The organism is Streptomyces vastus, assembly GCF_039532825.1.
Classification (GTDB): domain Bacteria; phylum Actinomycetota; class Actinomycetes; order Streptomycetales; family Streptomycetaceae; genus Streptomyces; species Streptomyces vastus.
Map to the genome: position 1 here is coordinate 1 of NZ_BAAASJ010000014.1, position 26,164 is coordinate 26,164.

Annotated in this window: 21 protein-coding genes, 1 rRNA gene and 1 pseudogene; 14 read left to right on the forward strand and 9 right to left on the reverse strand. The window is 69.8% G+C overall.

Annotation, left to right across the window (positions count from 1 at the left end):
• Window positions 1–175 precede the first annotated feature (175 nt).
• The 3 genes from rrf to ABD357_RS04795 all read left to right on the forward strand — a co-directional run bounded on the left by rrf (window position 176) and on the right by ABD357_RS04795 (window position 2,719).
• A 5S ribosomal RNA gene (gene rrf / locus ABD357_RS04785) occupies window positions 176–292 on the forward strand.
• A gap of 232 nt (window positions 293–524) precedes the next feature.
• Window positions 525–1,994 carry a hypothetical protein gene (locus ABD357_RS44565; protein WP_425584746.1) on the forward strand — a complete coding sequence of 490 codons (1,470 nt, stop codon included), beginning with the start codon at window positions 525–527 and terminating at the stop codon, window positions 1,992–1,994.
• Window positions 1,886–2,719, forward strand: coding sequence for a tetratricopeptide repeat protein (locus tag ABD357_RS04795; RefSeq protein ID WP_344387832.1), 834 nt, complete (start codon window positions 1,886–1,888; stop codon window positions 2,717–2,719). Before ABD357_RS44565 ends, ABD357_RS04795 begins: the two co-directional genes overlap by 109 nt.
• A 73-nt stretch (window positions 2,720–2,792) precedes the next feature.
• Here the strand turns inward: ABD357_RS04795 and ABD357_RS04800 are convergent, their stop codons facing one another.
• Window positions 2,793–4,082, reverse strand: coding sequence for a DUF1015 domain-containing protein (locus ABD357_RS04800; RefSeq protein ID WP_344387689.1), 1,290 nt, complete (start codon window positions 4,080–4,082; stop codon window positions 2,793–2,795).
• A gap of 72 nt (window positions 4,083–4,154) precedes the next feature.
• On the opposite strand from ABD357_RS04800, the gene ABD357_RS04805 reads away from it, so the two are divergent.
• The 4 genes from ABD357_RS04805 (at window position 4,155) to ABD357_RS04820 (ending at window position 8,412) form a co-directional block, all read left to right on the forward strand.
• A complete protein-coding gene (locus ABD357_RS04805) occupies window positions 4,155–5,219 on the forward strand; it encodes an HAD hydrolase-like protein (RefSeq protein WP_344387690.1) in 1,065 nt (354 codons plus the stop codon).
• 171 nt (window positions 5,220–5,390) lie between these two features.
• Window positions 5,391–6,434 (forward strand): FecCD family ABC transporter permease, encoded by a 1,044-nt coding sequence (locus ABD357_RS04810; RefSeq protein ID WP_344387691.1) that lies wholly within the window; start codon window positions 5,391–5,393, stop codon window positions 6,432–6,434.
• Window positions 6,431–7,504 (forward strand): FecCD family ABC transporter permease, encoded by a 1,074-nt coding sequence (locus ABD357_RS04815; RefSeq protein WP_425584743.1) that lies wholly within the window; start codon window positions 6,431–6,433, stop codon window positions 7,502–7,504. Before ABD357_RS04810 ends, ABD357_RS04815 begins: the two co-directional genes overlap by 4 nt.
• Window positions 7,501–8,412, forward strand: a complete 912-nt coding sequence (locus tag ABD357_RS04820) for an ABC transporter ATP-binding protein (protein ID WP_344387692.1) — start codon at window positions 7,501–7,503, stop codon at window positions 8,410–8,412. The genes ABD357_RS04815 and ABD357_RS04820 overlap by 4 nt, the downstream gene beginning before the upstream one ends.
• Before the next feature lie 22 nt (window positions 8,413–8,434).
• Here ABD357_RS04820 and ABD357_RS04825 read toward each other — a convergent pair whose 3' ends face one another.
• Window positions 8,435–8,782: an SCP2 sterol-binding domain-containing protein gene (locus ABD357_RS04825; RefSeq protein WP_344387693.1), complete on the reverse strand. Its 348-nt coding sequence runs from the start codon at window positions 8,780–8,782 to the stop codon at window positions 8,435–8,437.
• A 249-nt stretch (window positions 8,783–9,031) separates the two neighbouring features.
• On the opposite strand from ABD357_RS04825, the gene ABD357_RS04830 reads away from it, so the two are divergent.
• The 5 genes from ABD357_RS04830 (at window position 9,032) to ABD357_RS04850 (ending at window position 14,474) form a co-directional block, all read left to right on the forward strand.
• On the forward strand, window positions 9,032–9,457 hold the full coding sequence (locus ABD357_RS04830) for a hypothetical protein (RefSeq protein ID WP_344387834.1): 426 nt from the start codon (window positions 9,032–9,034) through the stop codon (window positions 9,455–9,457).
• 7 nt (window positions 9,458–9,464) lie between these two features.
• On the forward strand, window positions 9,465–10,280 hold the full coding sequence (locus ABD357_RS04835; protein ID WP_344387694.1) for a TlyA family RNA methyltransferase: 816 nt from the start codon (window positions 9,465–9,467) through the stop codon (window positions 10,278–10,280).
• On the forward strand, window positions 10,277–11,182 hold the full coding sequence (locus tag ABD357_RS04840; protein ID WP_344387695.1) for an NAD kinase: 906 nt from the start codon (window positions 10,277–10,279) through the stop codon (window positions 11,180–11,182). The genes ABD357_RS04835 and ABD357_RS04840 overlap by 4 nt, the downstream gene beginning before the upstream one ends.
• A 181-nt stretch (window positions 11,183–11,363) precedes the next feature.
• Entirely contained in the window at window positions 11,364–13,106 is a 1,743-nt protein-coding gene (recN, locus tag ABD357_RS04845; RefSeq protein ID WP_344387696.1) for a DNA repair protein RecN, read from the forward strand.
• A 225-nt stretch (window positions 13,107–13,331) separates the two neighbouring features.
• Window positions 13,332–14,474: a glycosyltransferase family 4 protein gene (locus tag ABD357_RS04850; protein ID WP_344387697.1), complete on the forward strand. Its 1,143-nt coding sequence runs from the start codon at window positions 13,332–13,334 to the stop codon at window positions 14,472–14,474.
• Window positions 14,475–14,659: 185 nt separating this feature from the next.
• Here ABD357_RS04850 and ABD357_RS04855 read toward each other — a convergent pair.
• The 3 genes and pseudogenes from ABD357_RS04855 to ABD357_RS04865 all read right to left on the reverse strand — a co-directional run.
• Window positions 14,660–14,808, reverse strand: a pseudogene (locus tag ABD357_RS04855) (VOC family protein); the annotation flags it as partial.
• A 39-nt stretch (window positions 14,809–14,847) separates the two neighbouring features.
• The gene (locus ABD357_RS04860; RefSeq protein ID WP_344387698.1) at window positions 14,848–15,480 is read right to left on the reverse strand and encodes a response regulator; all 633 of its coding nucleotides are present in this window, start codon (window positions 15,478–15,480) and stop codon (window positions 14,848–14,850) included.
• Complete coding sequence (locus tag ABD357_RS04865) at window positions 15,480–16,751, reverse strand: sensor histidine kinase (protein ID WP_344387835.1); 1,272 nt, start codon at window positions 16,749–16,751, stop codon at window positions 15,480–15,482. The genes ABD357_RS04860 and ABD357_RS04865 overlap by 1 nt, the downstream gene beginning before the upstream one ends.
• Before the next feature lie 199 nt (window positions 16,752–16,950).
• Between ABD357_RS04865 and ABD357_RS04870 the strand changes: the two genes are divergently transcribed.
• Together ABD357_RS04870 and ABD357_RS04875 are read left to right on the forward strand one after the other, a co-directional pair.
• A complete protein-coding gene (locus tag ABD357_RS04870) occupies window positions 16,951–17,688 on the forward strand; it encodes an ABC transporter ATP-binding protein (protein ID WP_344387699.1) in 738 nt (245 codons plus the stop codon).
• Window positions 17,682–20,138 carry an ABC transporter permease gene (locus ABD357_RS04875; protein ID WP_344387700.1) on the forward strand — a complete coding sequence of 819 codons (2,457 nt, stop codon included), beginning with the start codon at window positions 17,682–17,684 and terminating at the stop codon, window positions 20,136–20,138. The genes ABD357_RS04870 and ABD357_RS04875 overlap by 7 nt, the downstream gene beginning before the upstream one ends.
• Before the next feature lie 163 nt (window positions 20,139–20,301).
• Here ABD357_RS04875 and ABD357_RS04880 read toward each other — a convergent pair whose 3' ends face one another.
• From ABD357_RS04880 to ABD357_RS04895, 4 genes are read right to left on the reverse strand one after another with little or no spacing between them, the layout of a single operon-like run.
• Window positions 20,302–22,236, reverse strand: a complete 1,935-nt coding sequence (locus ABD357_RS04880; RefSeq protein ID WP_344387701.1) for a TniQ family protein — start codon at window positions 22,234–22,236, stop codon at window positions 20,302–20,304.
• Window positions 22,167–23,312: an AAA family ATPase gene (locus ABD357_RS04885; protein WP_344387702.1), complete on the reverse strand. Its 1,146-nt coding sequence runs from the start codon at window positions 23,310–23,312 to the stop codon at window positions 22,167–22,169. The genes ABD357_RS04880 and ABD357_RS04885 overlap by 70 nt, the downstream gene beginning before the upstream one ends.
• A complete protein-coding gene (locus ABD357_RS04890) occupies window positions 23,305–25,452 on the reverse strand; it encodes a transposase (RefSeq protein ID WP_344387703.1) in 2,148 nt (715 codons plus the stop codon). The genes ABD357_RS04885 and ABD357_RS04890 overlap by 8 nt, the downstream gene beginning before the upstream one ends.
• Entirely contained in the window at window positions 25,449–26,147 is a 699-nt protein-coding gene (locus ABD357_RS04895; RefSeq protein ID WP_344387704.1) for a TnsA-like heteromeric transposase endonuclease subunit, read from the reverse strand. Before ABD357_RS04895 ends, ABD357_RS04890 begins: the two co-directional genes overlap by 4 nt.
• Between the last annotated feature and the right edge of the window lie 17 nt (window positions 26,148–26,164).

Genomic DNA, 26,164 nt, shown 5'->3' on the forward strand with positions numbered 1-26,164 from the left:
ATAGGCCAGATCTGGAAGGCGGGTAACCGCTGGAGGTGACTGGTACTAATAGGCCGAGGGCTTGTCCCCAGATTGCTCGCGTCCACTGTGTTGGTTCTGAGACAACGAACCGTTGTCGGCTTTGAGCAGAACATTTAATTGAAGAGTGTGCTTGTTCGCTCGAAACCATTAGGGTTTCGGTGGCCACAGCGTGAGGGAAACGCCCGGTTACATTTCGAACCCGGAAGCTAAGCCTTACAGCGCCGATGGTACTGCAGGGGGGACCCTGTGGGAGAGTAGGACGCCGCCGAACAATCTTTGGAGGACCTCTGGTCCCAGCGACTTGCTGGGACCAGAGGTCCTTTTTTGTTTTTCCGAAGTGCGCGCACGGTACTCGACTGCGCGAGAATGACTTGCGGTACCTAAGACAGGAGTCACCATGTCCACCAACTCTCCCGACGAGCGACCGGAGCGCGATCAGCGCCGCCGGGACAGTGGTGACCGCGGCGGCTCCCGCGGGGGGCCGCGACGCGACAACGACCGTGGTGGCTACGGTCGGCGCGACGACCGCCGTGATGACAGCCGTGGTGGCGGTGACCGTGGTGATCGTGGTGGGTTCCGTCGGGATGACAGTCGTGGTGGGCCTCGGCGTGAGGGCGACCGGCAGGCCGCCCGCCGTGACAGCAGCGGTGGGGGTGACCGGCCGGCCTTCCGGCGGGACGACCGCAGTGGTGACGACCGTGGCGAGCGCGGTGGCTTCCGGCGCGATGACAACCGTGGTGGCGGCGGCTTCCGTGGGCGCGACGACCGGGATCGTGGCGACCGTCCGGCGTTCCGTCGTGACGATCGCTCAGGTGGGCCGCGGCGCGACGAGCGTCGTGATGACAGCCGTGGTGGCGGTGACCGCGATCGTGGTGGGTTCCGGCGGGATGACAACCGTGGTGGGCCTCGGCGTGACGGCGATCGGCCGCCGTACCGTCGTGACGACCGTCGCGATGATGAGCGCGGGGGGTTCCGTCGCGACGACCGCAGGGACGGCGATCGTGGTGGTTTCCGTCGGGATGAAAGTCGTGGTGGCGGAGATCGTGGTGGTTTCCGGCGGGATGAAAGTCGTGGTGGCGGAGATCGTGGTGGTTTCCGTCGGGATGAAAGTCGTGGTGGCGGAGATCGTGGTGGTTTCCGTCGGGACGACAGTCGTGGTGGCGGAGATCGTGGTGGTTTCCGTCGGGACGACAGTCGTGGTGGCGGTGACCGTGGTGGTTTCCGTAGCGATGACAGTCGTGGTGGTGGCGACCGCCCGGCGTTCCGGCGTGACAACACCGGTGGCGGGGAGCGGCCGGCCTTCCGGCGGGATGATCGCCGTGGTGAAGACCGTGACGAGCGCGGCGGTTTCCGTCGGGATGAGAACCGTGGCGGAGGTTTCCGTCGCGACGAGCGGCGGGGCGATGATCGTGACCGTGGCGGGGTCCGGCGGTCGGATGACCGTCCGGCTCTCCGGCGCGATGAGCGGCGCGATGACCGGCAGGGCGATGAGCGTGGTGGTCCCCGCCGGGATGACCGTCGAGGCGACGATCGTGGTGGCTTCCGGCGTGACGATCGCCGGGATGATCGTCGGGACGACCGGCGTGATGAGCAGCGGCAGGGTGACCGTGCCGGTTATGGGCGCCGTGACGACCGGCGGGACAGTGACCGTGGGGAGCGCGGTGGCTTCCGGCGGGACGACAGCCGGGGTGGCTTCCGTGGGCGGGACGAGCGTGGGCGGGACGAGCGTGGCGGGCGTGGGCCGCGGCGTGAGGACGGCCGGGGGCGGCCCGGTGGTTTCCGGGGGCGGGACGACCGGCGGGGCGACGACCGGCGTGGGGGCGGGCGCTTCCGTGAGGAGCGGGATCGCGAGCCGATCAAGCGGCTGCCGATCCCCGAGGACGTCACCGGCGAGGAGATCGACAAGGACGTACGGCAGGAGTTGCAGAGTCTGCCGAAGGGGCTTGCCGAGGATGTCGCCAAGAACCTGGTGATGGTGGCCAGGCTCATCGACGAGGACCCCGAGGGGGCGTACGGCTACTCGAGGGTCGCACTGCGGCTGGCGTCGCGCGTGGCTGCCGTGCGTGAGGCGGCAGGCTTCGCGGCGTACGCGAATCAGAAGTACAGCGAGGCGCTCGCCGAGTTCCGGGCCGCGCGGCGGATGACCGGGAACGTGGACCTGTGGCCCGTCATGGCGGACTGCGAGCGGGGTCTGGGACGGCCCGAGAAGGCCATGGAGATGGCCGGAGCGCCCGAGGTGCACAAGCTCGACAAGGCGGGGCAGGTCGAGATGCGGCTCGTGGCGGCCGGGGCACGGCGCGACATGGGGCAGATCGATGCGGCCATCGTGACGCTGCAGAGCCCCGAGCTCGCCTCGAATTCGGTTCAGCCCTGGACGGCGCGGCTGCGCTATGCGTACGCCGACGCGCTGCTCGCGGCCGGTCGTGAGGACGAGGCACGCGAGTGGTTCGCGAAGGCCGTCGAGTCCGACAAGGACGGCAGTACGGATGCCTCGGACCGGCTCGCCGAGATGGATGGCGTGGAGTTCGTCGATGCCTTGGACGAGGAGACCCTCGACGAGAGCGCCGACGGTCCCGAGATCGAGGCCGTGGAAGCCGCGGCAACCCTCGACGCCCCGGCGCCCGAGCCGGTCGTGAACGACGCCGCGGACAGGGATGCTCCCGACGACAAGGGCGACTTGGACGACTTGGACGACTGACGCCGACACAGGAGGCGTACGCGACGTGCGCGCACATGGGCGGGCTCCCTGACGGGGCCCGCCCATTCGTGTATCAGCGTTCCAGTGTGCGCAGTACCAGGCCGGATGCCGGCTTCGGGCCGAACGACGTCGACTTGCGGGGCATCGTGACGCCCCGGCTCGCCAGTTCGCGTACGACCTCCTCGCGGACCGGGTGCATCAGGACGGCCGTGGCACCGTCGTGTTCGGCCTTGGCGACGGCGGCGGCGGTGTCGTGGATGTACGCGATGTGCTCCGGGACGTCCGGGATGCGCCAGATGTGGTCGAGGAGCGCGGCGTGCAGAACCGTTGCGTCGAGGGTCCGCCAGGCCTCCGGACGGTCGGCCGGGATCGTGCGGGCGAGGAGGTCCGGGGAGGGGCGATCGACCAGGTGGAAGGCGCCATCGCCCGCAAGGAGGAAGGCATTTCCCCCGGCGGCCGCTACGGAGAGGGCCTCCAGGGCATCGGAGAGGGTGCCTTGGACGGGCCGGACGCGGAAGGAGTCGCCGAGGGCGGAAAGGGCGTCCGCGACGGGGAGGTGGTGCAGGAGTCGGTGGATCGCGCGGACGCGGAGCGGGTAGCGCGCGGTGTCGACCAGGAGCACCAGGCCGAAGTCCCAGGGGCTGGGGGAGGGGTGTTCGGCGCGCAGGCGCAGATACGTGGCCCAGCGGTGGTGGCCGTCCGCGATGAGGGCCTGGTGGCGGGCCAGGTCCTTGTGGATCGCGGTCAGGTCCTCGGGGTCGGTCACCGACCACAGGCGGTGGCTGAAGCCGTCCTCCGTGGTCGTGGCCAGGAGCGGCGGATGCTGGGCGGTGCGCTCGATGACGGCGGTGGCGTCGTCGGCGGAGCCGTTGCCGCGGTAGGTCAGGAGGAGGGGTTCGAGGTTCGCGGAGGTGGCGCGCATCAGGTCCGCGCGGTCCGCGACGATGTGCGGCATGACGTCCTCGTGCGGCAGGACCACGCCCTCCGACGGCTCCGACAGGCGCAGGGCGCCTATGAGGCCGCGCTGGAGCATGCCGTCGCCGGCTCGCTGTTCGTAGACGTACAAGCCTGGCTCGGAGTCGGCGGTCAGGACGCCCTCGGCGAGCCAGCGTTGGAGAGTGTCCGCCGCCTTCTTGTTGCGGGCGGCGGGCGTGGCGGCCTGGGGGAGGATCAGACGGACGATGTTGTGCGGATCGGACGATTCGAGGTGGTGCAGTCCGTCGGGGCGTACGACCACGTCGTACGGCGGTGAGGTCACGGCGGAGAGGCTGCCGACCCGGTTCGGGTCGTAGCGCAGGCCCCGGAACGGGGTGAGGTCAAGGCCCATGCGGGCCGGTACGTCCGCGGGACCTGCAGTGTTCATTGGTGCATCGTAAGAGTGTCAGTGGCATGCGCGATGATCGGGGCAATGGGATCGAACGAGGAGCGATGCGGAATGAGCCAGACCGTGAGGATGCGGCCCGAGGGGAGCGACCGGCCCCTGAGCGAGGCGTACGACACGGCGCTGCTCGACCTGGATGGTGTGGTGTACGCGGGCGGGGAGGCGATCGCGTACGCCGTCGAGTCGCTCGGCACCGCTCGCGCGGGCGGGATGCATCTCGCGTACGTCACGAACAACGCGCTGCGGACACCCGACACGGTGGCCGCGCACCTCACGGAGCTGGGGATACCGGCCGAGGAGTCGGACGTCATCACCTCGGCGCAGGCCGTGGCCCGGCTGATCAGCGAGCAAGTGCCCGCGGGAGCACGGGTGTTGGTGATCGGCGGCGACGGACTGCGGGTCGCGCTGCGCGAGCGTGGGCTCGTACCGGTCGAGTCGGCCGAGGACGAGCCGGTGGCGGTGGTGCAGGGGTACGGCGGGCCGGAGCTGCCCTGGGGGCGCTTCGCGGAGGCCTGTTATGCCATCGCGCGCGGGGTTCCGTGGTTCGCCTCCAACGCCGACTTGACGATCCCCAGTGCGCGGGGGATCGCTCCGGGCAACGGGGCGGCCGTGGAGGTCGTACGCATCGCGACGGGCGCCGAGCCGCAGGTGGCCGGAAAGCCACTGCCGCCCATGCACCGGGAGACGATTCTGCGGACGGGAGCGGCGCGGCCGCTGGTCGTCGGGGACCGGCTGGACACGGATATCGAGGGCGCCTTCAACGGCGAAGTGGACTCCCTGCTGGTGCTGACCGGGGTGACGGACGGCGAGCAGCTGCTTGCCGCTTCGCCCAAGCACCGGCCGACGTACGTGGATGCCGATCTGCGCGGGCTGTTGACCGGGCAGCCCGAAGTCGTCGCGGTAGGCGAGGGATTCCGCTGTGGGGGTTGGACCGCAACGGTCGGCGATGTGGGGGTCCCCCCGCTCGAGCGAAGCCGAGAGTGGGGGAGGCTTGAGTTGGAGGGCGAGGGCGAGGCTCTCGACGGGCTGCGGGCGCTGTGCGCCGCCGCCTGGACGGCTGCGGGGGACGGGACATGCGAGTTGGACGGGGGCAAAGCACTGGCGCGGCTGGGACTTTGACGGACGGGCTTTTTGAACGGCTGGGACGCTGGACACTTTGAGCCGCAGGCGGCCCCTGACGCCGGAATTCCAGGGCTCCGGGACCGGCCTGGCGCGCAGGTCCGCAGGACCGACGGCGTCCCGCAGGCGCACGAATCGAGCCAGATAGGGAGGGTAGGCTAACCTAACTGCGTGTTGGTCGACAGTCGCCCCGAACCGAACGCGGAGACCGCCTCCGCGCCCCCCAAACGACAGGCGATACGGGCCGCCGGGCTCCTCGTGTCCATAGCGGTGCTGGTGCTCATCGCGATGGCGAGTATCGCGATCGGTGCGAAGGACCTGTCGCTGAGCCAGGTCTGGCACGGCCTGTTCGACGACTCGGGCACGTACGGCGACGTCGTGGTGAGCGAGCGGTTTTCGCGTACCGTCCTCGGGCTGCTCGTCGGCGCCGGGCTCGGCCTCGCCGGGGCCGTCCTCCAGGCGCTCACCCGCAACCCGCTGGCCGATCCCGGGCTGCTCGGCATCAACGCGGGCGCGTCCGCGGCCGTCGTCACGGCCATCACCTATTTCGGCGTCACCTCGCTGAGCGGCTATGTGTGGTTCGCCTTCGGGGGCTCGGCCGTGGTCGGGGTCCTGGTGTACGTGCTCGGCGGCAGCCGGGGCGCGACGCCGGTGCGGCTCGCGCTCGCCGGCACCGCGCTCAGCGCCGCGCTCTACGGCTATCTGCAAGCCGTGATGATCATGGACCAGGCGGCGCTCGGCAAGATGCGCTTCTGGACGGTCGGTTCGCTGTCCTCGGCCAGCGACAGGACCATCGAGCAGGTGCTGCCGTTCCTCGCGATCGGTACGGTCCTGGCGCTGGCTCTCGCCCGGCCGCTGAACGCCATGGCCATGGGCGACGACACCGCCCGTGCGCTCGGCGCGCATCTGGGCCGTACCCGCGCCCTGTCCATGGCGGCCGCGACCCTGCTGTGCGGGGCCGCGACGGCGGCCTGCGGACCGATCGTGTTCGTCGGGCTGATGGTCCCGCACGTCGTACGGTCCTTCACCGGGCCCGACATGCGCTGGATCCTGCCGTACGCCACCGTACTCTCGCCGGTGCTGCTGCTCGGCGCCGATGTGGTCGGCCGGATGGTCGCGCGGCCCGCCGAACTCCAGGTCGGCATCGTCACCGCGATCCTCGGCGGCCCGGTCTTCATCTTTCTCGTACGACGGCGGAGGACGGCTCAGCTGTGAAGGTCCTGACCAAGCAGGCCGGTTCCGCCCGGCCGTTCCGCGCCCGGCCCGTCCGTGCCCGCGGCGGGCTGTCCGTCCGTATCGACGTCCGCTCGCTGACGGTTGTCGTTCTGTTGCTGGTGGCCGCGCTCCCTGCGAGCGTCGTCCTCATCGGCACCGGCGACTTCCCGATCCCGGCCGGCGACGTGCTCAAGACGCTGTTCGGCAACGGCGACGTGGGGCAGGAGTTCATCGTCAACGAGCTGCGGCTGCCGCGGGTTCTCGTCGGCCTCCTGGTCGGGGCGTCGCTCGGGCTCGGCGGCGCGCTCTTCCAGGCCATCTCCCGCAATCCGCTGGGCAGTCCGGACGTGCTCGGTCTCGCGCAGGGCTCGACGGCAGGCGCGCTCACCATGATCGTGCTGTTCTCGGGGAGTGCGGCCGAGGTCACCCTCGGGGCGCTCTTCGGCGGTCTGGTGACCGGACTCGCCATCTATGTGCTCGCCTGGAAGCGGGGTGTGCACGGCTATCGACTGGTCCTGGTCGGTATCGGTGTCTCCGCGATGGCCGTGGCCGTCAACGGCTATCTGCTCACCAAGGCCGACATCGTGGACGCGGCCCGTGCGGTCGTGTGGATGACGGGTTCGCTCAACGGCCGTGACTGGGAACAGGTCTGGCCGCTGCTCGGGATGTGGGCCGTCCTCGTACCCCTCGTCCTCGGCAACGCGCGCGGGCTGTACATCCTGGAGATGGGCGACGACGTCGCGTATGCACTCGGGGTGCGGGTCGAGCGGACGCGGATGCTGCTGATGCTGGCCGCTGTGCTGCTCACCGCGGCCGCCACCGCCGCCGCGGGCCCGGTCGCCTTCGTCGCGCTCACCGCGCCACAGCTCGCCCGGCGCCTCACCCGCTCGCCGGGGCCGAACCTGATGCCCGCGATGTGCATGGGTGCCACCCTGCTGGTCGTCGCCGACTGGGCCTCGCAGCGGGCCTTCGGCGCCGACCAGTTGCCCGTCGGGGTGGTGACCGGGGTGCTCGGCGGTGTCTATCTGCTGTGGCTCCTCGTCACCGAGCGCAAGGCGGGCCGAATATGAACACCGACGGCAAGACGAGTACGGGCGCCGATGGCGGGCCGCACACGAACATCCAAAGGAGCACTCGCACTGTGAACGGCCCGTCCACGAACCGTCTGTCCGCCGAGAACGTCACCCTCGCCTACGACCAGCGGGTCATCGCCGAGCAGCTGTCGGTCGAGATACCCGACAACTCCTTCACCGTCATCGTCGGCCCGAACGCCTGCGGCAAGTCCACCCTGCTGCGCGCCCTGTCACGGATGCTGAAGCCGAGCGAGGGCCGCGTGCTGCTCGACGGGCAGGTCATCCAGTCGATGCCCGCGAAGAAGGTGGCCAGAACGCTCGGGCTGCTGCCGCAGTCGTCGATCGCGCCCGACGGGATCACGGTCGGCGACCTGGTGGGCCGCGGGCGCTATCCGCACCAGGGGCTTCTGAGGCAGTGGTCGTCGGAGGACGAGCGGGTCGTACGGGAGTCGATGGCCTCGACCGGAGTCGCAGAACTCGCCGACCGCTATGTCGACGAGCTCTCCGGCGGTCAGCGCCAGCGCGTCTGGATCGCCATGGCGCTCGCCCAGCAGACGCCGCTGCTGCTGCTCGACGAGCCGACCACCTATCTCGACATCCAGCACCAGATCGACGTACTCGACCTGTGTGCCGAACTCCACGAGGAGCAGGGCCGGACCCTGGTCGCCGTGCTGCACGACCTCAACCACGCGGCCCGGTACGCGACGCATCTGATCGCCCTGCGAGAGGGGGCGATCATCGCGCAGGGCGCGCCGTCCGACATCGTCACGGCCGAGCTGGTCGAGGAGGTCTTCGGGCTGCGCTGCCAGGTCATCGACGATCCGGAGACGGGTATGCCGCTGGTGGTGCCGGCGGCGCGGAAGGCGCGTACGTCCGCTGCCGTCGGTGTCGCGAAGGGTTCCTGAAGGCCTTGAACAGGGTGATGGGTCAGAGCAGCTTTCTGAGCCGGAGCAGGTCGCGCAGACCCGCTTCGAGCCTGACCCGGCCCGAGCCCCAGGCCTTCGCGAAGTGCAGCTCGCCGTTCACCAGGGCGACCAGATCGTCCCCGCTCATCGTGAGCCGGATCTGGGCCTTCTCTGGCGGAAGGCCCTGCACCGTGTCGAGCACCTCGATGCCGCCGTCCTTGAGACGCCCTACGAAGGTGATGTCGAGGTCGGTGATACGGCAGCTCAGCGAGCGGTCCAGGGCGGCGGCACTGCGCACGTCGCCTTCCGCGCCCGCCATGTTGTCCGAGAGTTTGTCGAGCGCGCTGCGGCACTCCTCAATCGTGGCCATCGCGGACGACGGTACCCCAGCGCTTCGCGGTAGCGTCGGGGCATGAACGACTGGGAACGTCCCGCCGAACCGGAGGCCGGCCCGGCTGCCGGGCCCGAGGCTGATCTGGAGGCCGTCCCGGAAACCGAATCCGGGGCTGGACTCGACGTCGGCCGGGCGGCCGGATCCGGGGCCGCACCTGGAGCCGGATTCGGCGCCGTACCGGCGACCGGATTCGAGACCCGGCTCGAAGCCGGCGCGCAGGACGCAATCGAGGCCGGCCCGGAGTCCGGATCCGGGGCTGGACTCGACGCCGGCGCGGAGACCGGACCCGAAGCCGGCCCGGAGAGCGACTCCGGGGCCGTATCCGGAACCGGGCCCGAGGCCGGATTCGACGTCGGACCGGCGGCCGGAACCGGGGCCGGACTCGTAGTCGGCGCGGAGAGCGGACCCGCATACGCTCCCGCCGCCCCCGCCCCGCTGAACGTGCCGCGCACGCCCACCGGGAATGCCGAGGTGGACGCCCAGCTGGACCGGCTGGCCGATGCCGACCACCTTGCTGCGGACGGGCACATCGAGGTGTACGAGGATGTGCACCGGGGGCTGCGCGACGCGCTCACCGCGCTCGACGCCCGTCCGGGGCCGGAGAGACCTCCGAGGGCCCCGGGACCGTACAGCATGAACAACAGGAGCTGAACCGAACGTGGCAGGAGTGGCACGACGCCGCCTCGACGCCGAGCTGGTCCGCCGGAAGCTCGCCCGCTCGCGTGAGCACGCCGGCCAGCTGATCGCCGCCGGGCGGGTCACCGTCGGCAAGACCGTCGCGACGAAACCCGCCACCCAGGTGGAGACGGCCGCCGCGATCGTGATCGCCCGGGACGACAGCGAGCCCGACTATGTGTCGCGCGGCGGCCACAAGCTGGCGGGGGCGCTGAAGGTCTTCGTGCCGCTCGGCCTCAGGACCGAGGGGCGGCGGGCGCTGGACGCCGGTGCCTCGACCGGCGGATTCACCGACGTACTGCTGCGCGCGGGAGCCGCCCACGTCGTCGCCGTCGACGTCGGCTACGGGCAGCTGGCATGGTCACTCCAAAGCGATGAACGGGTCACCGTCAAGGACCGTAAGAACGTACGCGAGTTGACGTTGGAGGCGATCGATGGGGAGCCGGTGGATCTTATTGTCGGTGACTTGTCCTTCATCCCGCTCGGACTGGTGCTGCCCGCCCTCGTGCGGTGCGCGGCGCCCGATGCCGATCTGGTGATGATGGTCAAGCCGCAGTTCGAGGTGGGCAAGGAGCGGCTGGGGAGCGGCGGTGTCGTACGCAGCCCTGAACTGCGGGCGGAGGCCGTGCGCGGGGTGGCCCGGCACGCGTGGGGGTTGGGGCTCGGGGTGAAGGGCGTCACCGCCAGCCCGCTGCCCGGGCCCTCTGGGAACGTCGAGTACTTTCTGTGGCTGCGAGCCGGTGCACCCGAACTGGACCCGGCCGACGTAGACCGTGCAGTGGCGGAGGGGCCGCGTTGACCGATACCCGAGCTCGTACTGTTTTCCTGCTGGCCCACACCGGGCGGCCCGCGGCCATCCGCAGCGCCGAACTCGTCGTCCAGGGGCTGCTGCGCTCCGGGCTCGGTGTACGGGTGCTCGAGGCCGAGGCGGCCGATCTGCCGCTGCCGCCGACGGTGGAACTCGTCAAGGAGGCGACTCCCGAGTGCCTCGACGGGTGTGAGCTGCTGATCGTGCTGGGCGGTGACGGCACGCTGCTGCGTGGCGCCGAGTTCGCGCGCGCCTCGGGGGTGCCGATGCTCGGCGTCAACCTGGGGCGTGTCGGCTTCCTTGCGGAGGCTGAGCGTGACGACCTCGACAAGGTTGTCGACCGGGTGGTGACTCGTGCGTACGAGGTCGAGGAGCGCATGACCGTCGATGTCGTCGTGCACAGCAACGGTGATGTCGTGCATACCGACTGGGCGCTGAACGAGGCCGCCGTGCAGAAGGTTTCCGCGGAGCGGCTCCTTGAGGTGGTGCTCGAGATCGACGGGCGGCCCGTCACCGGGTTCGGGTGCGACGGGATAGTCTGCGCGACCCCTACCGGGTCTACGGCGTATGCGTTTTCCGCAGGTGGGCCTGTGGTGTGGCCGGAGGTTGAGGCGCTGCTCATGGTGCCTATCAGTGCGCATGCGCTGTTCGCCAAGCCGTTGGTTACCTCGCCGGATTCGGTGCTTGCCGTGGAGGTTCAGCCGCACACTCCGCATGGGGTGTTGTGGTGCGATGGGCGACGGACGATTGAGTTGCCGGAGGGGGCGCGGGTGGAGGTTCGGCGGGGGGCTGTGCCGGTGCGGCTTGCTCGGTTGCACCATGCTTCGTTCACTGATCGGCTTGTCGCCAAGTTCGCGTTGCCTGTGGCGGGTTGGCGTGGGGCGCCGCATTAGGGGTTTTTGCCCCAGCCCCGCCCCTTCCCGAAACTGAGGGCTCCGCCCCCAGGCTCCCCGGGGTTCGTGTGTTCGCTGCGGGTGCGTTGTGGCTGGTCGCGCAGTTCCCCGCGCCCCTAAATGCCTGCGCCTTCACGCAACGAAGTCAGGGGGGCGTCGCACACGGGCCCCCTGACCTCGTATGGTCGTGTCCGTGCTGGAGGAGATGCGGATACGGTCGCTCGGAGTCATCGATGACGCCGTTGTCGAGTTGTCGCCCGGCTTCACCGCTGTTACCGGTGAGACCGGGGCGGGCAAGACGATGGTGGTCACCAGCCTCGGGCTGTTGCTGGGCGGGCGTGCGGATGCGGCTCTCGTGCGGATCGGTGCCAAGAATGCTGTGGTGGAGGGGCGGATCACCGTTCCTGAGGGCGCCTCGGCGGTCGTACGGGCCGAGGAGGCCGGGGCCGAGCTCGACGACGGGGCGCTGCTGATCAGCCGTACCGTGTCTGCCGAGGGGCGCTCTCGGGCGCATCTGGGCGGGCGTTCCGTGCCTGTGGGGGTGCTTGCCGAGCTCGCCGATGAGCTGGTGGCCGTGCACGGGCAGAGCGATCAGCAGGGGCTGCTCAAGCTGTCCCGGCAGCGGCAGGCGCTCGACCGGTACGCGGGGGACGCGGTCGCCGTGCCGCTCGCCAAGTACGCGAGCGCCTACCGTCGGCTGCGTGCCATCTCGACCGAACTGGACGAGATCACCACGCGTGCGCGCGAACGTGCCCAGGAAGCCGACATGCTGCGCTTCGGGCTCGACGAGATCGCGGCGGTGGAGCCGCGGGCGGGTGAGGACGTGGAGCTGGCGGCCGAGGCCGAGCGGCTCGGGCACGCCGAGGCGCTCGCGTCCGCGGCCACGGCGGCGCACGCGGCGCTGGCGGGCAACCCCGAGGATCCCGAGGGCATCGACGCCACGACGCTCGTCGCCGGCGCGCACCGGGCACTGGAAGCGGTGCGTTCCCATGACGCCGCGCTGGCCTCGCTCGCCGACCGGATCGGGGAGATCGGGATTCTGCTGGGCGATGTGGCGGGGGAGTTGGCGGGGTACGCCGACGACCTGGACGCCGATCCGCTGCGGCTCGCGGCGGTGGAGGAGCGGCGGGCCGCGCTCACCGCGCTGACGCGCAAGTACGGCGAGGACGTGAGCGCCGTACTGGCCTGGGCCGAGCAGGGGGCCGCGCGGCTCCTGGAGCTGGAGGGCGACGACGACCGGATCGGTGACCTGACGGCCGAGCGGGATGCGTTGCGGGCCGAACTGGGAGGGTTGGCGCAGGCGTTGACGGACGCTCGCACGGAGGCCGCCGAGCGGTTCGCCGCAGCCGTGACCGCCGAGCTCGCCTCGCTCGCCATGCCGCACGCGCGCGTGTCGTTCGCGATCCGGCAGACGGAGGACCCGGACGGCGTGGAGGTGGGCGGTCGTACGGTCGCGTACGGGCCTGCCGGTGTCGACGAGGTCGAGCTGCTTCTCGCGCCGCATCCGGGGGCGCCACCGCGGCCGATCGCCAAGGGCGCTTCCGGTGGTGAGCTGTCGCGCGTGATGCTCGCGGTGGAGGTCGTGTTCGCGGGTACGGACCCGGTGCCGACGTACCTCTTCGACGAGGTCGACGCCGGCGTCGGCGGCAAGGCCGCGGTCGAGATCGGGCGTCGGCTCGCCCGCCTCGCCAAGACCGCACAGGTCGTCGTCGTCACCCACCTGCCCCAGGTCGCAGCCTTCGCCGACCGGCAGCTCCTCGTCGAGAAGACCAACGACGGCTCGGTCACCCGCTCCGGCGTGAAGGCCCTGGAGGGCGAGGACCGCGTCCGCGAGCTGTCCCGCATGCTGGCGGGCCAGGAGGACTCGGAAACGGCCCGCGCCCACGCGGAGGAGCTGCTGGCGACGGCTCGGGGGGACGGTTAGGACGACGGGAAGCCGCCGCGCCGCGGTCCCGTCTCGCGCCCGCTCCGCGGGCCGATCTGTCCCCCACCGCCCCACCGTGGTCCGGAACGCCCGTATGTCCTGGCATCCTTGGGTGTAGGCGAACACTCCCTACACCCCAACGGAGCGTTCCCGTGCGCGTCATCTCTGTACTTTCTCTGTACTTTCTTCGTGACCGCCCGTCGCTGAACCAGGAGCCCCGGCCACGTGAGCACCACCGTGAGCAGCCAGTTGTCGCATGGTCGATCGGCGCTGCGTACCGTGCAGGTGCTCGGAGGCGGCAGTGCGGGAAGCAGCGCGCATGTGCGGTCGTTGGCGTCCGGCCTCGTGGCGCGAGGCGTGCGGGTCACCGTGTGTGCGCCGGCCGCGGCGGACCGGGCGTATGACTTCAGCGGTGCCGGAGCCCGGCATGTGCACGTGCCGCGGCGGAGTGACCCGGCTTCCGTGGCCGCGCTGCGGGCGGCCTGTGCGGACGCCGATCTCGTGCACGCACATGGGCTGCATGCCGGAATGAGGGCGGCCATGGCGCTCAGTGGGCGGCGTGTTCCGTTCGTCGTTACCTGGCACAACCGCTCGCACGAGGAGGGCGCGCGGGCGCATCTGCTGCGACTGCTGGAGCGGCGGGTCGCTAAGGCCGCTTCGGTGGTCCTCGGGGTCTCGTCCGACCTTGTGGAGCGGGCCCGGCGCAGCGGGGCGCGTGATGCCCGGCTCGCCGCGGTCGCGCTGCCGGAAGTGCGGCGGCCCGCCTTCGTGGGCGAGGAGCTCGAGCGGCTGCGTCCCAAGGCGCGGGCCGAACTCGGTGCCACGGACCGGCCGTTGCTGATGGCTGTCGGCTCGCTCGAGCGGCTGCGGGGGTACGACACGCTGCTGGACGCGACGCGTGCCTGGCGGCGACTGGATCCCGTACCGCTGCTCGTGATCGCCGGGGAGGGACCGCTGCGCGCGGAACTTCAGGGGCGTATCGAGGACGAAGGGCTGCCGGTACGTCTCGTCGGGCGCCGTGACGACGTCGGCGAGTTGCTGGCGGCAGCCGATCTCGCCCTGCTGCCCGGCGGGGGTGAAGCGCGCTCCGTACTCGCTCAGGAAGCCCTTCACGCGCGCGTGCCGCTCGTCGCGGCCGATATGGAAGGGGTCCCCGAACTGGTCGGGGACGCCGCCGAACTCGTACCGCACGGGGACGCGGAAGCGCTCGCCGACGCCGTCGTACGCCTACTTGAGGATCCGCAGCGGCGTGAGGTCCTGAAGGACAAGGGCACGCTGCAGGCAGCATCCTGGCCGAGCGAGGACGAGACCGTAGCCCAAGTCCTCAGCATCTACGACGAGTTGACGAAGCCGCCACCCCTGCCGTAGCCGGGTGGCGGCTTGTCGTCAGTCGCTCATGTAGGTTCCTGTGAGCCGTGTCCTCCCGAGTTTGAGTGACCTGCGTTTTCACGGCTCGATTCCGCGGTCGTGTCGGCGGCGCGGTCCCGTCTTGATGTCGTTTTCCTCTTCCTCAAAGCCGCGTATAGGGCCTCGCACGAAGGACAGAATTGCCACAGGGGCTTGAGCTGGGTGCGCAGGAGGCAGAACTCGTTGCCTCGGGGTCGGCCAGAACATGCCAACTTTCGGTGCCGGTCCGGCCAATGCCGTTGGGCCGTGCGCCGAGAGCAAGCACTCGTTCCAGCTCAGCATCCTGGTCGCGGTCGATGTCGGCCAGGCATGGCGACCCGGTGCGCTCGGTGGGTCAGGCCCGCAGGTAAGTGAGGACGGCCAGGACCCTGCGATGGGTCTTGTCCGTCGGAGGCAGGTCCAGCTTGGTAAGGATGTTGCCGATGTGCTTGCCGATCGCCGCTTCGGAGACCACCAGCTCCTTGGCGATCGCGCCGTTGGACTTGCCTTCGGCGATCAGTGCCAGCACCTCGCGTTCGCGCGGAGTGAGCTGCTCCAGCGGATCGCGGCGGCGGCGCAGCAACTGGCGCACCACCTCGGGGTCGACCACCGTCCCGCCGTCCGCCACCTTGTGCAGCGCTTCTACAAACTCCTCAACCTGGCCGACTCGGTCCTTAAGCAGATAGCCGACGCCTGTTCCGTCGCCGGAGTCCAGGAGTTCGGCGGCGTACGTCCGCTGCACGTACTGACTGAGGACCAGGACCGGGAGTGTGGGGCGCTTCTCGCGCAGCCGCACTGCCGCGTGCAGTCCTTCGTCTTGGAAACCGGGCGGCATACGTACGTCCGTCACCACGATGTCGGGGGCATGCTCCTCGACAGCGGAAATCAGTGCCGGCGCGTCCCCGACGGCCGACACCACCTCGTGGCCGCAGCGGCTGAGCAGGCCGATGAGTCCTTCCCGCAGTAGCACGCTGTCTTCGGCCAGCACTACGCGGAGCGGTCGGCCGCCTCGGTCAACTCGCAAGGAAACTCCACACGCAACAGAGTCGGTCCACCCGGCGGACTGGTCAGGGCAAGTCTGCCATCCAGGACCGATACCCGGTCCGCGAGACCGGTGAGCCCGCTGCCCGCCGAGGGGTCCGCGCCGCCGCAGCCGTCGTCGCGCACTTCGAGGAACAGGCGTCCGTCGCGATGACCGCCGCTCACCTGTGCGTGGTCGGCCCCGCTGTGCTTGGCGACGTTGGCCAGCGCCTCGCAGACCACGAAGTACGCCGCGGACTCGACTGCCTCGGTTGGTCGGCCTGGCAGCTTGAGGTCGACGTCGACGGGGACCACGCAGCGGTCGGCGGCATCGGCGACCGCGGCTTGAAGGCCATAGTCCGTGAGGACCTTGGGGTAGATGCCCTGAATGAGCTCGCGCAGTTCTGCGAGCGCCTTGCCCGCCTCCTCGTGGGCCCTGGTGAGCTGGTCGGCGAGTGGGCCGGGCGGGGCATCGAGGCGGGCCAGCCCGAGGGCCATCGTCAGGGCCACAAGGCGCTGTTGGGCGCCGTCGTGCAGATCGCGCTCGATACGGCGCCGCTCGGCCTCGAAGACATTCACCAACCGGGCGCGGGAGCGGGCCAGTTCGACTACCTTGGCACCGAGCTCGCCCTCGCGGGAGGCGATCAGCAGCCGAGCCAGCCCTGCGCGGGCGCCCGCCGTGGCGCAGAGCACGTATGCGCCCAGGCCCATCAGGAGCAGGCCCAGTACGGCGACGCCTAACGCGGTCGGCCAGGTGGTGACCGTCCACTGCTTGAGCACCTTCGCTTCGTGGCCGTCGCCGACCGTGGCCATCAGCAGCGGGGTGGCGACCATGGACAGCGGGAAGAACAGCGCGACCGTGATCGCCAGGGCGTCGACCGGCCACAGCAGCCCGGCGAACAGCAGCGTGTACCCGAGTTCCCGCCAGGTCCCCTGTTCGCGGAGCCGTGTGGTGAGCCAGGCCCACAGTCCCGGCGCGGTCGGCACCTGGTGCCGGCCGGACACCGGGTTGTGGTCGATCAGGCGCAGCCTGCGCCGCTCCACCCAGGCCACTGGGATCCCGCTGAGGGCGACCATGACGAGCAGGGGCAGCCCCACCAAGACGATGGCGAGCGCACCGCAGACCGCTGCCACCGTCACTATCCCCACCAAGGTGGCGACGCCGGTCACCGCGCCGGTGAGCAGATACGCGGCGGCGCGCCAGGGCCAGGCCGACAGCAGGAAGCCCGGCCGGGACATGGCCTGCCACACATTCCGAGGGTGCATGTGCATGACCGTAAGCGGCCCCACCAGTCCGGTGCCATCAGTCCAGGGTCCGTATCGGGGGTAGGCCTGGCACTACCCCAAGTCTCCTTCGGGCCGTACTGCGTCACGCGGGACTTCCGCGGTTTCGTGGAGGAACCAACGAGCCAAGGAGCAGGTGCTGGTGGGGGAACATATGAGTAACGACGCAATCCGATTGCGCTCCGTAACCCGGCGGTACGGCTCGGGCGGTACGTCCGTCACCGCCCTCGACGAGGTATCGCTCGCCTTCCCGAGGGGGACGTTCACCGCCGTGATGGGCCCGTCCGGGTCCGGCAAGTCGACCCTGCTGCAGTGCGCCGCGGGCCTGGACCGGCCCACGTCGGGCTCGGTCACCGTGAGCGACACGGAGCTGACCAGCCTGAGCGAGACCAAGCTGACCCTGCTGCGCCGCGAGCGCATCGGCTTTGTGTTCCAGGCGTTCAACCTGCTGCCCTCGCTGACCGCCGAACAGAACGTGGCCCTGCCCCTGCGGCTGGCCGGCCGCCGCCCGAAGAAGGCCCAGGTGCGCGAGGTGCTCGAACAGGTCGGACTCGGCGACCGGGCGCGGCACCGGCCGACGGAGATGTCCGGCGGCCAGCAGCAGCGGGTTGCCCTGGCCCGCGCCCTGATCACCCGTCCCGAAGTGCTGTTCGGCGACGAGCCGACCGGCGCGCTCGACTCGCAGACCGGCCGCGAGGTGCTGACCCTGCTGCGCGGCATGGTCGACCGGGACGGCCAGACAATCATCATGGTCACGCACGACCCCGTCGCCGCCTCCTACGCCGACCGCGTCGTCTTCCTCGTCGACGGCCGTGTCAACGGCGAGCTGATCGGCGCCTCCGCCGAGGACATCGCGGCGCGCATGACCAAGCTCGAGGCGGCGCCGTGCTGAGCACCACGCTGCGCACCCTGCGCACCCGCTGGGTCACCTTTGTCGGCAGTTTCGTCGCCCTCTCCCTGGGTGTGGCGCTGATCGCCATCATGGGGCTGGCTCTGGCGTCCTCGCTGGACGCACCCGCCCGGGGGCCGGAGCGGTTCGCCGCCGCCCCGGTCGTCGTCAAGGGCCAGGACACCCTCGAGGTGCCCACCTCGGTCGGCGACCGCACCCAGAAACTCGCGCAGCCGCGTGCCGTGCCCGACGACGCGGTCGCGAAGCTGCGGGATCTCGGGACCATGGTCGAGGACCGGTCGTTCGCCGTGCGGGCCAAGGGCGGCCCCGCCGATCTGGTGGGCCACCCCTGGTCTACGGCGGCCTTCGCGCCGTACGACCTAGACGCGGGACGCGCGCCCGAGGCCGCGGACGAGGTCGTCGTCAGCGGTGACTGGGCCCGTCCGGGCACCCGGGTGCGGACCGACGGCGGCACGGTGCGCGTCGTCGGCACCGTGGCCGGGCTCGGCTTCGAGAACGCCGTGTTCTACACCGACACCCGTGCCGCCGAACTGTCGCCGCGCAGCCTCCAGCTCGTGGTCGACGCCGATGCGGCGGCCGTGCGCGAGACGGTGCGCGGCAGCGAAGGCGTCCAGGTCCTCACCGGCAACGCGCGCCGGTACGCCGACGCCGACCCCGACCGGGACAGCGAGGCCCTCACCGCGATGAACGCCATGTTCGGCACGGCCGGCGGCGTCACCGGGTTCGTGTCGGTGTTCGTGGTGGCCTCGACCTTCGCGTTCGCGGTGGCCCAGCGGCGCCGCGAGTTCGGGCTGCTGCGCACCGCCGGGGCGACCCCGGGCCAGATCCGCCGCATGGTCGTCTCCGAGGCACTCGCGGTCGGTGTGCTCGCCTCGGCCGCCGGCTGTGTGCTCGGTTCCTACGGGGCTCCGAAGCTCGCCGAGTGGGCGGTCGACGAGAGCCTTGCGCCCCGCTGGTTCACCATCGGGGACTACACCTGGCCCTACCACATGGCGTTCTGGACGGGCCTGTTCGTGGCCCTGTGCGGGGTGCTGGCCGCGTCCTGGCGGGCCGGGCGCACCGGTCCCACCGAGGCACTGCGCGAGGCGTCCGCCGACACCCGGCCGATGACCTGGGGCCGCTGGCTGTTCGGCGCGGCCCTGCTGATCACCGCCGCGGTGACGCTGGCCCTGGCCCTGGTGACGAACCCGAGCGAGCTGCTGCAGCGCAAGACCTATGTGAGTCGGCCGATGCTGCTGATCACCGCGGTCGCGCTGCTCGCGCCGGTGCTGGTGCGGCCACTGGCCCGGCTGATCGCCTGGCTGCCGGCCCAACTGCCGGGCGCTGGCGGGATGCTGGTGCGGGAGAACGCCGCCGCCGGGGTGCGCCGCACCGCCGCCGTCGCGGCGCCCGTGCTGGTCACGGTGGCGCTGGCGGGCTCGCTGCTCGGCGCCACCGCCACCCTCAACGAGGCGAAGGCCACCGAGGTGCGCGAGCAGACGGCCGCCGACTTCGTGGTCACTCCGGCGGGCAATGCCGGCTTCGACGAGGCGACGCTGCAGCGGCTTCGGGCCGTGTCCGGTGCCGAGGTCTCGGCGAGTTCGTCGAGCGCCGTGTACGTCCTGGAGGACGGCGTGGCGCTCATCAGGTCCGATGCCAGGGCCGTCGAGCCGGAACCGCTCGCCACAACGGCCCGTCTCCCGCTCGCCGCGGGGAAGGTGAGCGACCTGGACGACGACTCGATCATCGTCAACGAGGAGTGGGAGAAGCACACCGTGGGCGAGCGGGTGGACGTGTGGCTCGGCGACGGCACGAGGAAGTCCCTGAAGATCGCCGCGGTCATGACCATCGGCACCGGCAACAGCGGCGTCTACGTCACCCCGCGCAACGCCCTCGCGGCACCCGTCGACCGGGTCGACGTACGCCTCGCGGACGGTGCCGACGCGGGCACCGTGGCCGCCGGTCTGCGTCAGGCGGTGCGCGCGTCGGGCGGGGAGGTCCTCACCAGGGACGCCTGGGTGCGGGCGACGTATCCCGAGACCAACCGGACGACCCGGATAGGGTTCGTCCTGGTCCTCGGGATCGCTCTCCTCTACACCGGCATCTCGCTGGCCAACACGATGGTCATGGCGACCTCCGACCGGGTCCGCGAGCTGGCTGTGCTGCGGCTGGCCGGCGCCACCAGGTGGCAGGTGCTGCGGCTGGTGGGCGCCGAGGCGCTGATGGTGGTCATGGTCGGCGGACTGCTGGGAGCGCTGGTCGCCGGGCTCAACCTGGTGGGCATGTGGAGCGCGCTGGGCCTGCTCTCGGTGTGGACGTCCATCGAGATCCCATGGGCGACGCTCGCGGCGGCCCTGGGTGCCTGCGCGGTGCTCGCGGTGATCTCGGCGGTCGCTCCGGCCAGCCTCTCCCTGCGCCGTAGGGCGGTGGAGCTGGCAGGCACACGGGAGTGACCTTCTGCCCCCGGCGCCGACCTGCCCGGATACAGACCTCGTAGATCACAGGCCGAAGGACTCTTCGTTGCCGACCAGTACCGACTTGATCACCGCCGGACGCGGCTACTTCGGCGGCCCACACGTCCGCTACGTCCTGGACAAGAACCCCATGAGTTTCTGATCAATAGTTCTCCTGACCTGGTGTTTCATGGAGCAGTTCTGCTGTTCTGTCGGTGGTTTCGTCCGGTGAGTCTGTCGTTTTCCTCAGCGCCGCGGGTCCTCGGGTAGTCGTGGCAGCGGCTTGATGCGCTGCGGGGGTGAGCGAGTAGAAGGTGCGTCGGCGTGCGGCGGCTGGCCGCTCAGCATGGGTTTCGAGGCGGCTCGTGACCCAGCCGGCTGCTTCCAGGCGCTTGATCTGCTTGTAGACGGTGTTGAACGGCATGCCGGTGGCGGTGTGGATCTGGGATACGGAGGTTTCCTCGTCGCTGTGGTGCAGCAGGTGGCTGAGGAGAGGGTGCAGAGGTGAGGGGATGTTCAGGCGTTGAGGGGGCGGTGCGTGCGTGTGCAGAACCGTGAGGGCGGCGCGCTCGCCGTCGACGGCAACGGTTGCGAAATCGACGGCGTCGGCGGCTGGTAGTGGATCAAGGCGAGGTCCGAGTGCGTTTTGCATGAGCGACTGGACCTGGCTGTCTTCGAGGTCATGAAGGAGCGTCGCGCCGCGTGCGGTGGGCCGCTGGGGCGCGTGGCGGACGGACCGGTGGAACAGCCGGGTGCCGATGTCCTGCTCGAGCTGAAGGAACTGGCTGGCCAGCACGCTCAGCATGAGGTCGAGATGCCGGGCGGCAGCTGTGAGGTTGGGGAAGGCCATACTGATCTGGAACCGCCGGAGACGGAGCCAGCCGTGCAGGGTCCCCTCCACCGCCGCCCGAATGTCGCGCGGCACCGATTCATCCAGCTTCGTGATGAACGCTGTCATGCTGCGAGGGCCGAACGGGCGCCGGGGAACACCAAGATCTTCGAGGTGTCGAATGACGACGGTGTGGCTGGTGCCGAGCTCCTGGGCGATGTCTTCGATGCTGCGGGTGCGGTCAAGGTATTGCTCACGGAGCCATTCCTCGTCGTCGATGATGCGGGGACGAGTTCCGGGGTGAACTGGGAGGCCGAGACCCTTTGCGTGCTGGATAACGAGTTGCCGTGGAAGTCCATGGATCTCGGCGATCACGCGGAAAGGTGTTCCGCCTTCTGTGTGCTCGCGCTGAAAGAAGTCGGGGGTCAGAATGGTGCGTCGCCGCTCCTGCACCCGCCAGATCCCGATCCCGGAATTGAGGTCGGTGACGTCGGCGAGCACGTTCTGCCAGGCATCTCGAGCGGCTTCGTTCAGGGGGAGCAGGTCGGAAGCGGACATCGACTCCATGAGCGGCGAAAGGCACTTGTCGACCTTTGTGAAGGTTCGGTCGGCAGCCATCCGCTGATGGACGGGCAGAGCGCTGAGCAGCTCCTGGGCCTGCAGCAGGGGGTGCCCGTGGGGGAGTGCGAGGGCAGGAAGTTCACCGAGATCTGCTCCGCAGACCGTCCTGCGGCCCGTGCGGCGCATGCAGTGCCCGGGCGGGTGCAGGTGAACGGACCTGGGCAGGAACACACGCGGCTCGGTGTGACAGCTGGGGCAGCGTCTGTGGAGAAGTGCTTGGTGCTTGGTGCAGGCGAAGGTCCAGGGCAGCCACCAGCGGATCGGGAAGCGTCCTTGCCCTTCGCTCAGGCACTGGGGACAGAAGCGCCAGTGAGGGGCCCGGCGCCCGAAGAGGGCGGCGGGGATGACGGACTGCTCAAGCACTCCAGCACGCAGGTTCAGCTGCTTCTTCAACCGTTGGAACATTTCCGGAGGCAGCCCGGTCAAGAGGTGGTGAGTGCGTTCCTGCGTCGGCAGCCCGAGCGCGTCCAGCAGCGCGGACAGCGATGTCCAGGAGCGACGGGCGAGTGCCTCCATCCAGCTGTCCAGGCTCTCGCCGGGCTGGGGCAGGACGCGGATCGCCAGAGTCCGGGGTTCACTCACGACGCCTTCTTCCGCTGCTGCCCGGGCCGGCTGACGAGCCTTCCTGCCTCGAGCGCGTCCTGCCATTCCCGGCGGGCTCGTTCGGACGCGGCATCGTTCTTCACCCGGTCCAGCAGCTGTGTGTCCAGGCGCTCGATGCCGGTGCGTACGGCTCTCTGACAGCCGCGGTTGACCAACGTCATGAGCGAGCCGATGTGTCCGGTGCTGCGGGCGAAGAGATAGTCGGACAGGTCATCCGCGATCATGCCGGGGTGCCCGTCCGAGAGGACGACGCGTTCCTCGATCGCGAGGAGGGTGTCGCGCCAGCCGCGGCGTCCCTTTTCGGTCTTGATGTCGAACGGTTCCATGCCCAGCCGTGTCGTGCGGCGTCCGGTCTGGGCGAGGACCGCGTCCTCGTAGCTTGCTCCCTCGCTGAACAGGCCCCGGTTTTCCAGGCCGACGCCGACCATCAGCAGGGTCACCGGGAATTCGTTGGCGATGTATTTGAAGTGGTTGCTGACCTCGATACCGCTCTTGTTTCGCCATTTCAGGAAGTGTAGGTCGTCCACGATCAGCAGCTTTGTTTCTGCGGACAGAACGGAATCGAGTGCGCGGTAGCCGAATTCGGCCGTCGTGCCGCGGTGACGGCCGGGGTGACTGAAGTACTCCAGAATGGCCCTGTTGAAATCGCGCATTCCGGTGTTGCTGGTCAGGCCGACGCGGCAGACCGGCCAGCGCTCGTGGCCGTCGTCGGTGTACTTGCCTTCTTCCTTGATGATGCGGCGGTGGAGCTTGCGGGCGAAGGCGAGCACGGCGGTGGTCTTGCCCAGACCGGGGAAGGCGTCGAGGGCGATCCCGCCCTTGACCTTGTCGCCGTCCTGGTCGTTGCTGTCGAAGATGTCCCACAGGTCTTCGTGCAGGGCCTGCATCTGAGGGGTGTCGAGCGGACCGAGGTTCGCGTGCCACTTGCGGCGGGCGCGGTTGTACTCGGTCAGCGCCTCATCACCCAGCTTCTTCAACTGCCGACGGGACAGCAGCTCCGGACGTACTCGTCGTGGAGCATTGGCGAACCGGTCGAAGCCTTCCTTGCGGGACAGTGTGAGGTGGTCCAGCCGGGTGCGCAGATCGGCTTCCTCGGTCAAGGCGCGCGGCGTCTTACTCATCGTCATCAACGTCCTTCAAAGCCGTGGCGTAGAAGTCGAGTTCTTCGTCCAGCTCTTCCAGACCGTCCGCATCGTCATCCCCCTGCTCATCGTTGCAGGACTCGATGGCCGGCGCCGAGGGCTGTTCGGGAAGGGACAGCACGCGGGCGACCGACGGCAAGACGTCGACCTCGCAGCCTTCGTCCTTGGGCAGGTCCACGGCGGCCTGTTCGCGAGAGAGCCTCAGGGCCATGCGCCGCTCGACCAGGGAATTGCCGAGTCCGAGATTCCACCGCTCCAGCAGCAGTGCGACGGCGAGCCGGTCGTTGGGGTAGGTGTACTGCTTGGCGGCCAGGCGCCGGGCGAACTGGAAAGCCTCCTCGCTCAGCGGCATCTGGAGACTCGGTGCCTGTTCCCAGCGCAGTGTGTGCCACTTTCGCTCGGCGTCGCGGAAGTAGACGCGGGCGACGTCATCGGGGTCGGCGAAGAACTCAAGCCGCCGCTGGGACAGCGAGATCTCCGATCCGGCCATGTCCCGCAGGCCGTCGACTCCCGGACCGTCGTAGCGCCGTCCTTTGATCTCGACGCCGTAGTGCTGGACGGTCCGCATCGTGACGTCCAGGAACTCGTAGGCCAGATCTGGATCACGCGGCACTTCGATGTAGCCGGCCCGCGCGAGCCCGTGCTCGAACATCGCCGCCGGCGACAGGTCCACACTCGGCAGGTGCGGGTCGACGAGACCGCTGTGTGGCCTGCGGTGATACACACAGGCCACCCACTCGCGGATGATCGCCTCAAGCTCGTGCAGGAAGAAGAAGGCGTCCTTCTCGGGGTTGAGTCCGCGCGAATGGATGTCGGGACCCTTGTAGCCGGGCAGTAGCTGCAGCAGGTCTTCCCGCACGGTCCTGAAAAATCTCTCGACCGGCGCCTTGTCCCGGCCCGTCCGTAGTCGGGCCGGCTGGATCGACATGCCCAGTCGGCGGCAGACGCTGGTCAGATGGGCGGAGAGATAGATCTTGCCGTGGTCGACGATGACCGTCTCCGCCGCCAGTGCCGGGCCGACGGCCCCCGTGACGGGGCCATGGACCGCCTCAGCCTCCACCAGGACACCGCGGGGGATCCCGTGATCGGGCCAGGCCGCTTCCTTCGGCCAGTTCTCCGGGGCGGGCCGGGGCCGGTAGGTCTGGAACAGGACGGCCGCCGCGTCGACGGCCTTCGTCGACACCGGCGTGACCCGGATGCCGGTGATGCAGCGGGTGTACCAGTCCATCGCGACCGTCAGCTCCGCCTGCACCCACTTCAGCGTCACCGGGTCGAAAGCGAAGACATCCAGCCGCGTGGTGTCCATCAGTACGTACTCGCCCGGCCGGGTGGGCCGCAGCTTCCCGTAGACGCCAGCGGGACGATCCGCGATCTCGCGGTTGCGCTTCGTACTCAGCCGGAATGTCGGATGACGTCGGTCAAGCTCGTGCATCCACCGATAGCCCGCCGTCCGCTTCGGCAGCGGCACCACCTTGGGCCCGAAACGCTCCTCCAGCCTTGCCTCGACTCGCTCCAGCACGAGCTTGATCGAGGGCCGGGACTCCTCCTCGTACTCGCCCAGAACCTCTTCAGCCGTCTCCACCCAGCGCTGATCGGCATGAGACAGCCCGCCCTCCGCCTGAGCCCTCTTCGGGACGAGCCCCGCCTCACCGCTCTCGACAAACGCGCGTGCCCAGCGCTCCACCGACCGCACGGTCACACCCAGCTCGGACGCCTTGGCCGCGTACCGCTTCCCCAGCGAAAGGCCAGGAGCGTACTCAGGCCGCGGCTCACCGGGCCTCGCCAACTCCTCGGAACCCGAGCGGTAACCCGTCAGCGTCTCCCGGACATGCTCGGCTCGTTCCAGAACGTCCTTGCGTTCCTCCTTGGTCAGCCGGGCCAGCACCACGGAGACCAGGTCCCCCTCGTCGTCGGCGGCCGGCCCCCGGTCCTCAGGGATCACCTCAGCCCGGTCCGAGGTCAGCAGTTCCCGTACCGACATCCGCACCAGCCGGTCACGGGCGTCCTTGAGGATGACCTCCATGCCCGTGGCCAGGCTCGCGAACTCCACGACCTCGACCGTCTCGCCGTCGAGCCGAAAGCGCGTGCCGACACCCAGCCGCGTTCCCGCCCCGCTCATGCGGCCCTCCTCAGCACGTGCCCCGGGCTGAGCGGCCGGTCCAGCTCCGTCGTCACGTGCCCCGACCACAGCAGGTGCAGCACCGCCGACTTCACCAACGGCCGGGGCCGGTCGGGCAGCAGCCGGAAAGCCTCGCCCAGCGAGAGCCCCTCCAGCTCACAGGCCCGCAGACCGTCCAAGAGGCCCGGATCGAACAGCCAGTGCCTGCGGTAGCCGGCGAGGAAGCGGACGTTCTCCAGCTCATGAGGATCCGGCTCGCTCCAGACCTCGTAACGCCATCCGCGGGAGGCGACCGCCGCACGAGTCCACGCGAACGTGAACGCGACCTTCGGACGTTCCAGCCGATGACGCGGCTTGACATCCACGACCACCGGCCCGTCATCGGTCAGCAGCAGATAGTCCGGGATGTGCCGCCGCAGCCTGCCCTCGACCACGGCCTTGAGCAGGAAAGGCTGAGCGACGACGTACCGGACGTCCGGGGCGAAGTCCGCGAACAGCAGCCGCGCCAGCTCCAGCCGCGACTCGTAGATCACGTGGTCGCGTACCGTCGCCGCCCAGTACGTCCCCGAGTAGTGCTGCTGACCCTTGTACCAGCGGAACGTCCGCCACGGCTGTGCGTGCCGCAGGAGATCGAGGGGCGCGGACGCCCACTCCAAGTCCTCCACCACACACTCGTCGGCCTGCCGGACACTCACCTGTACCAACGCAGCCA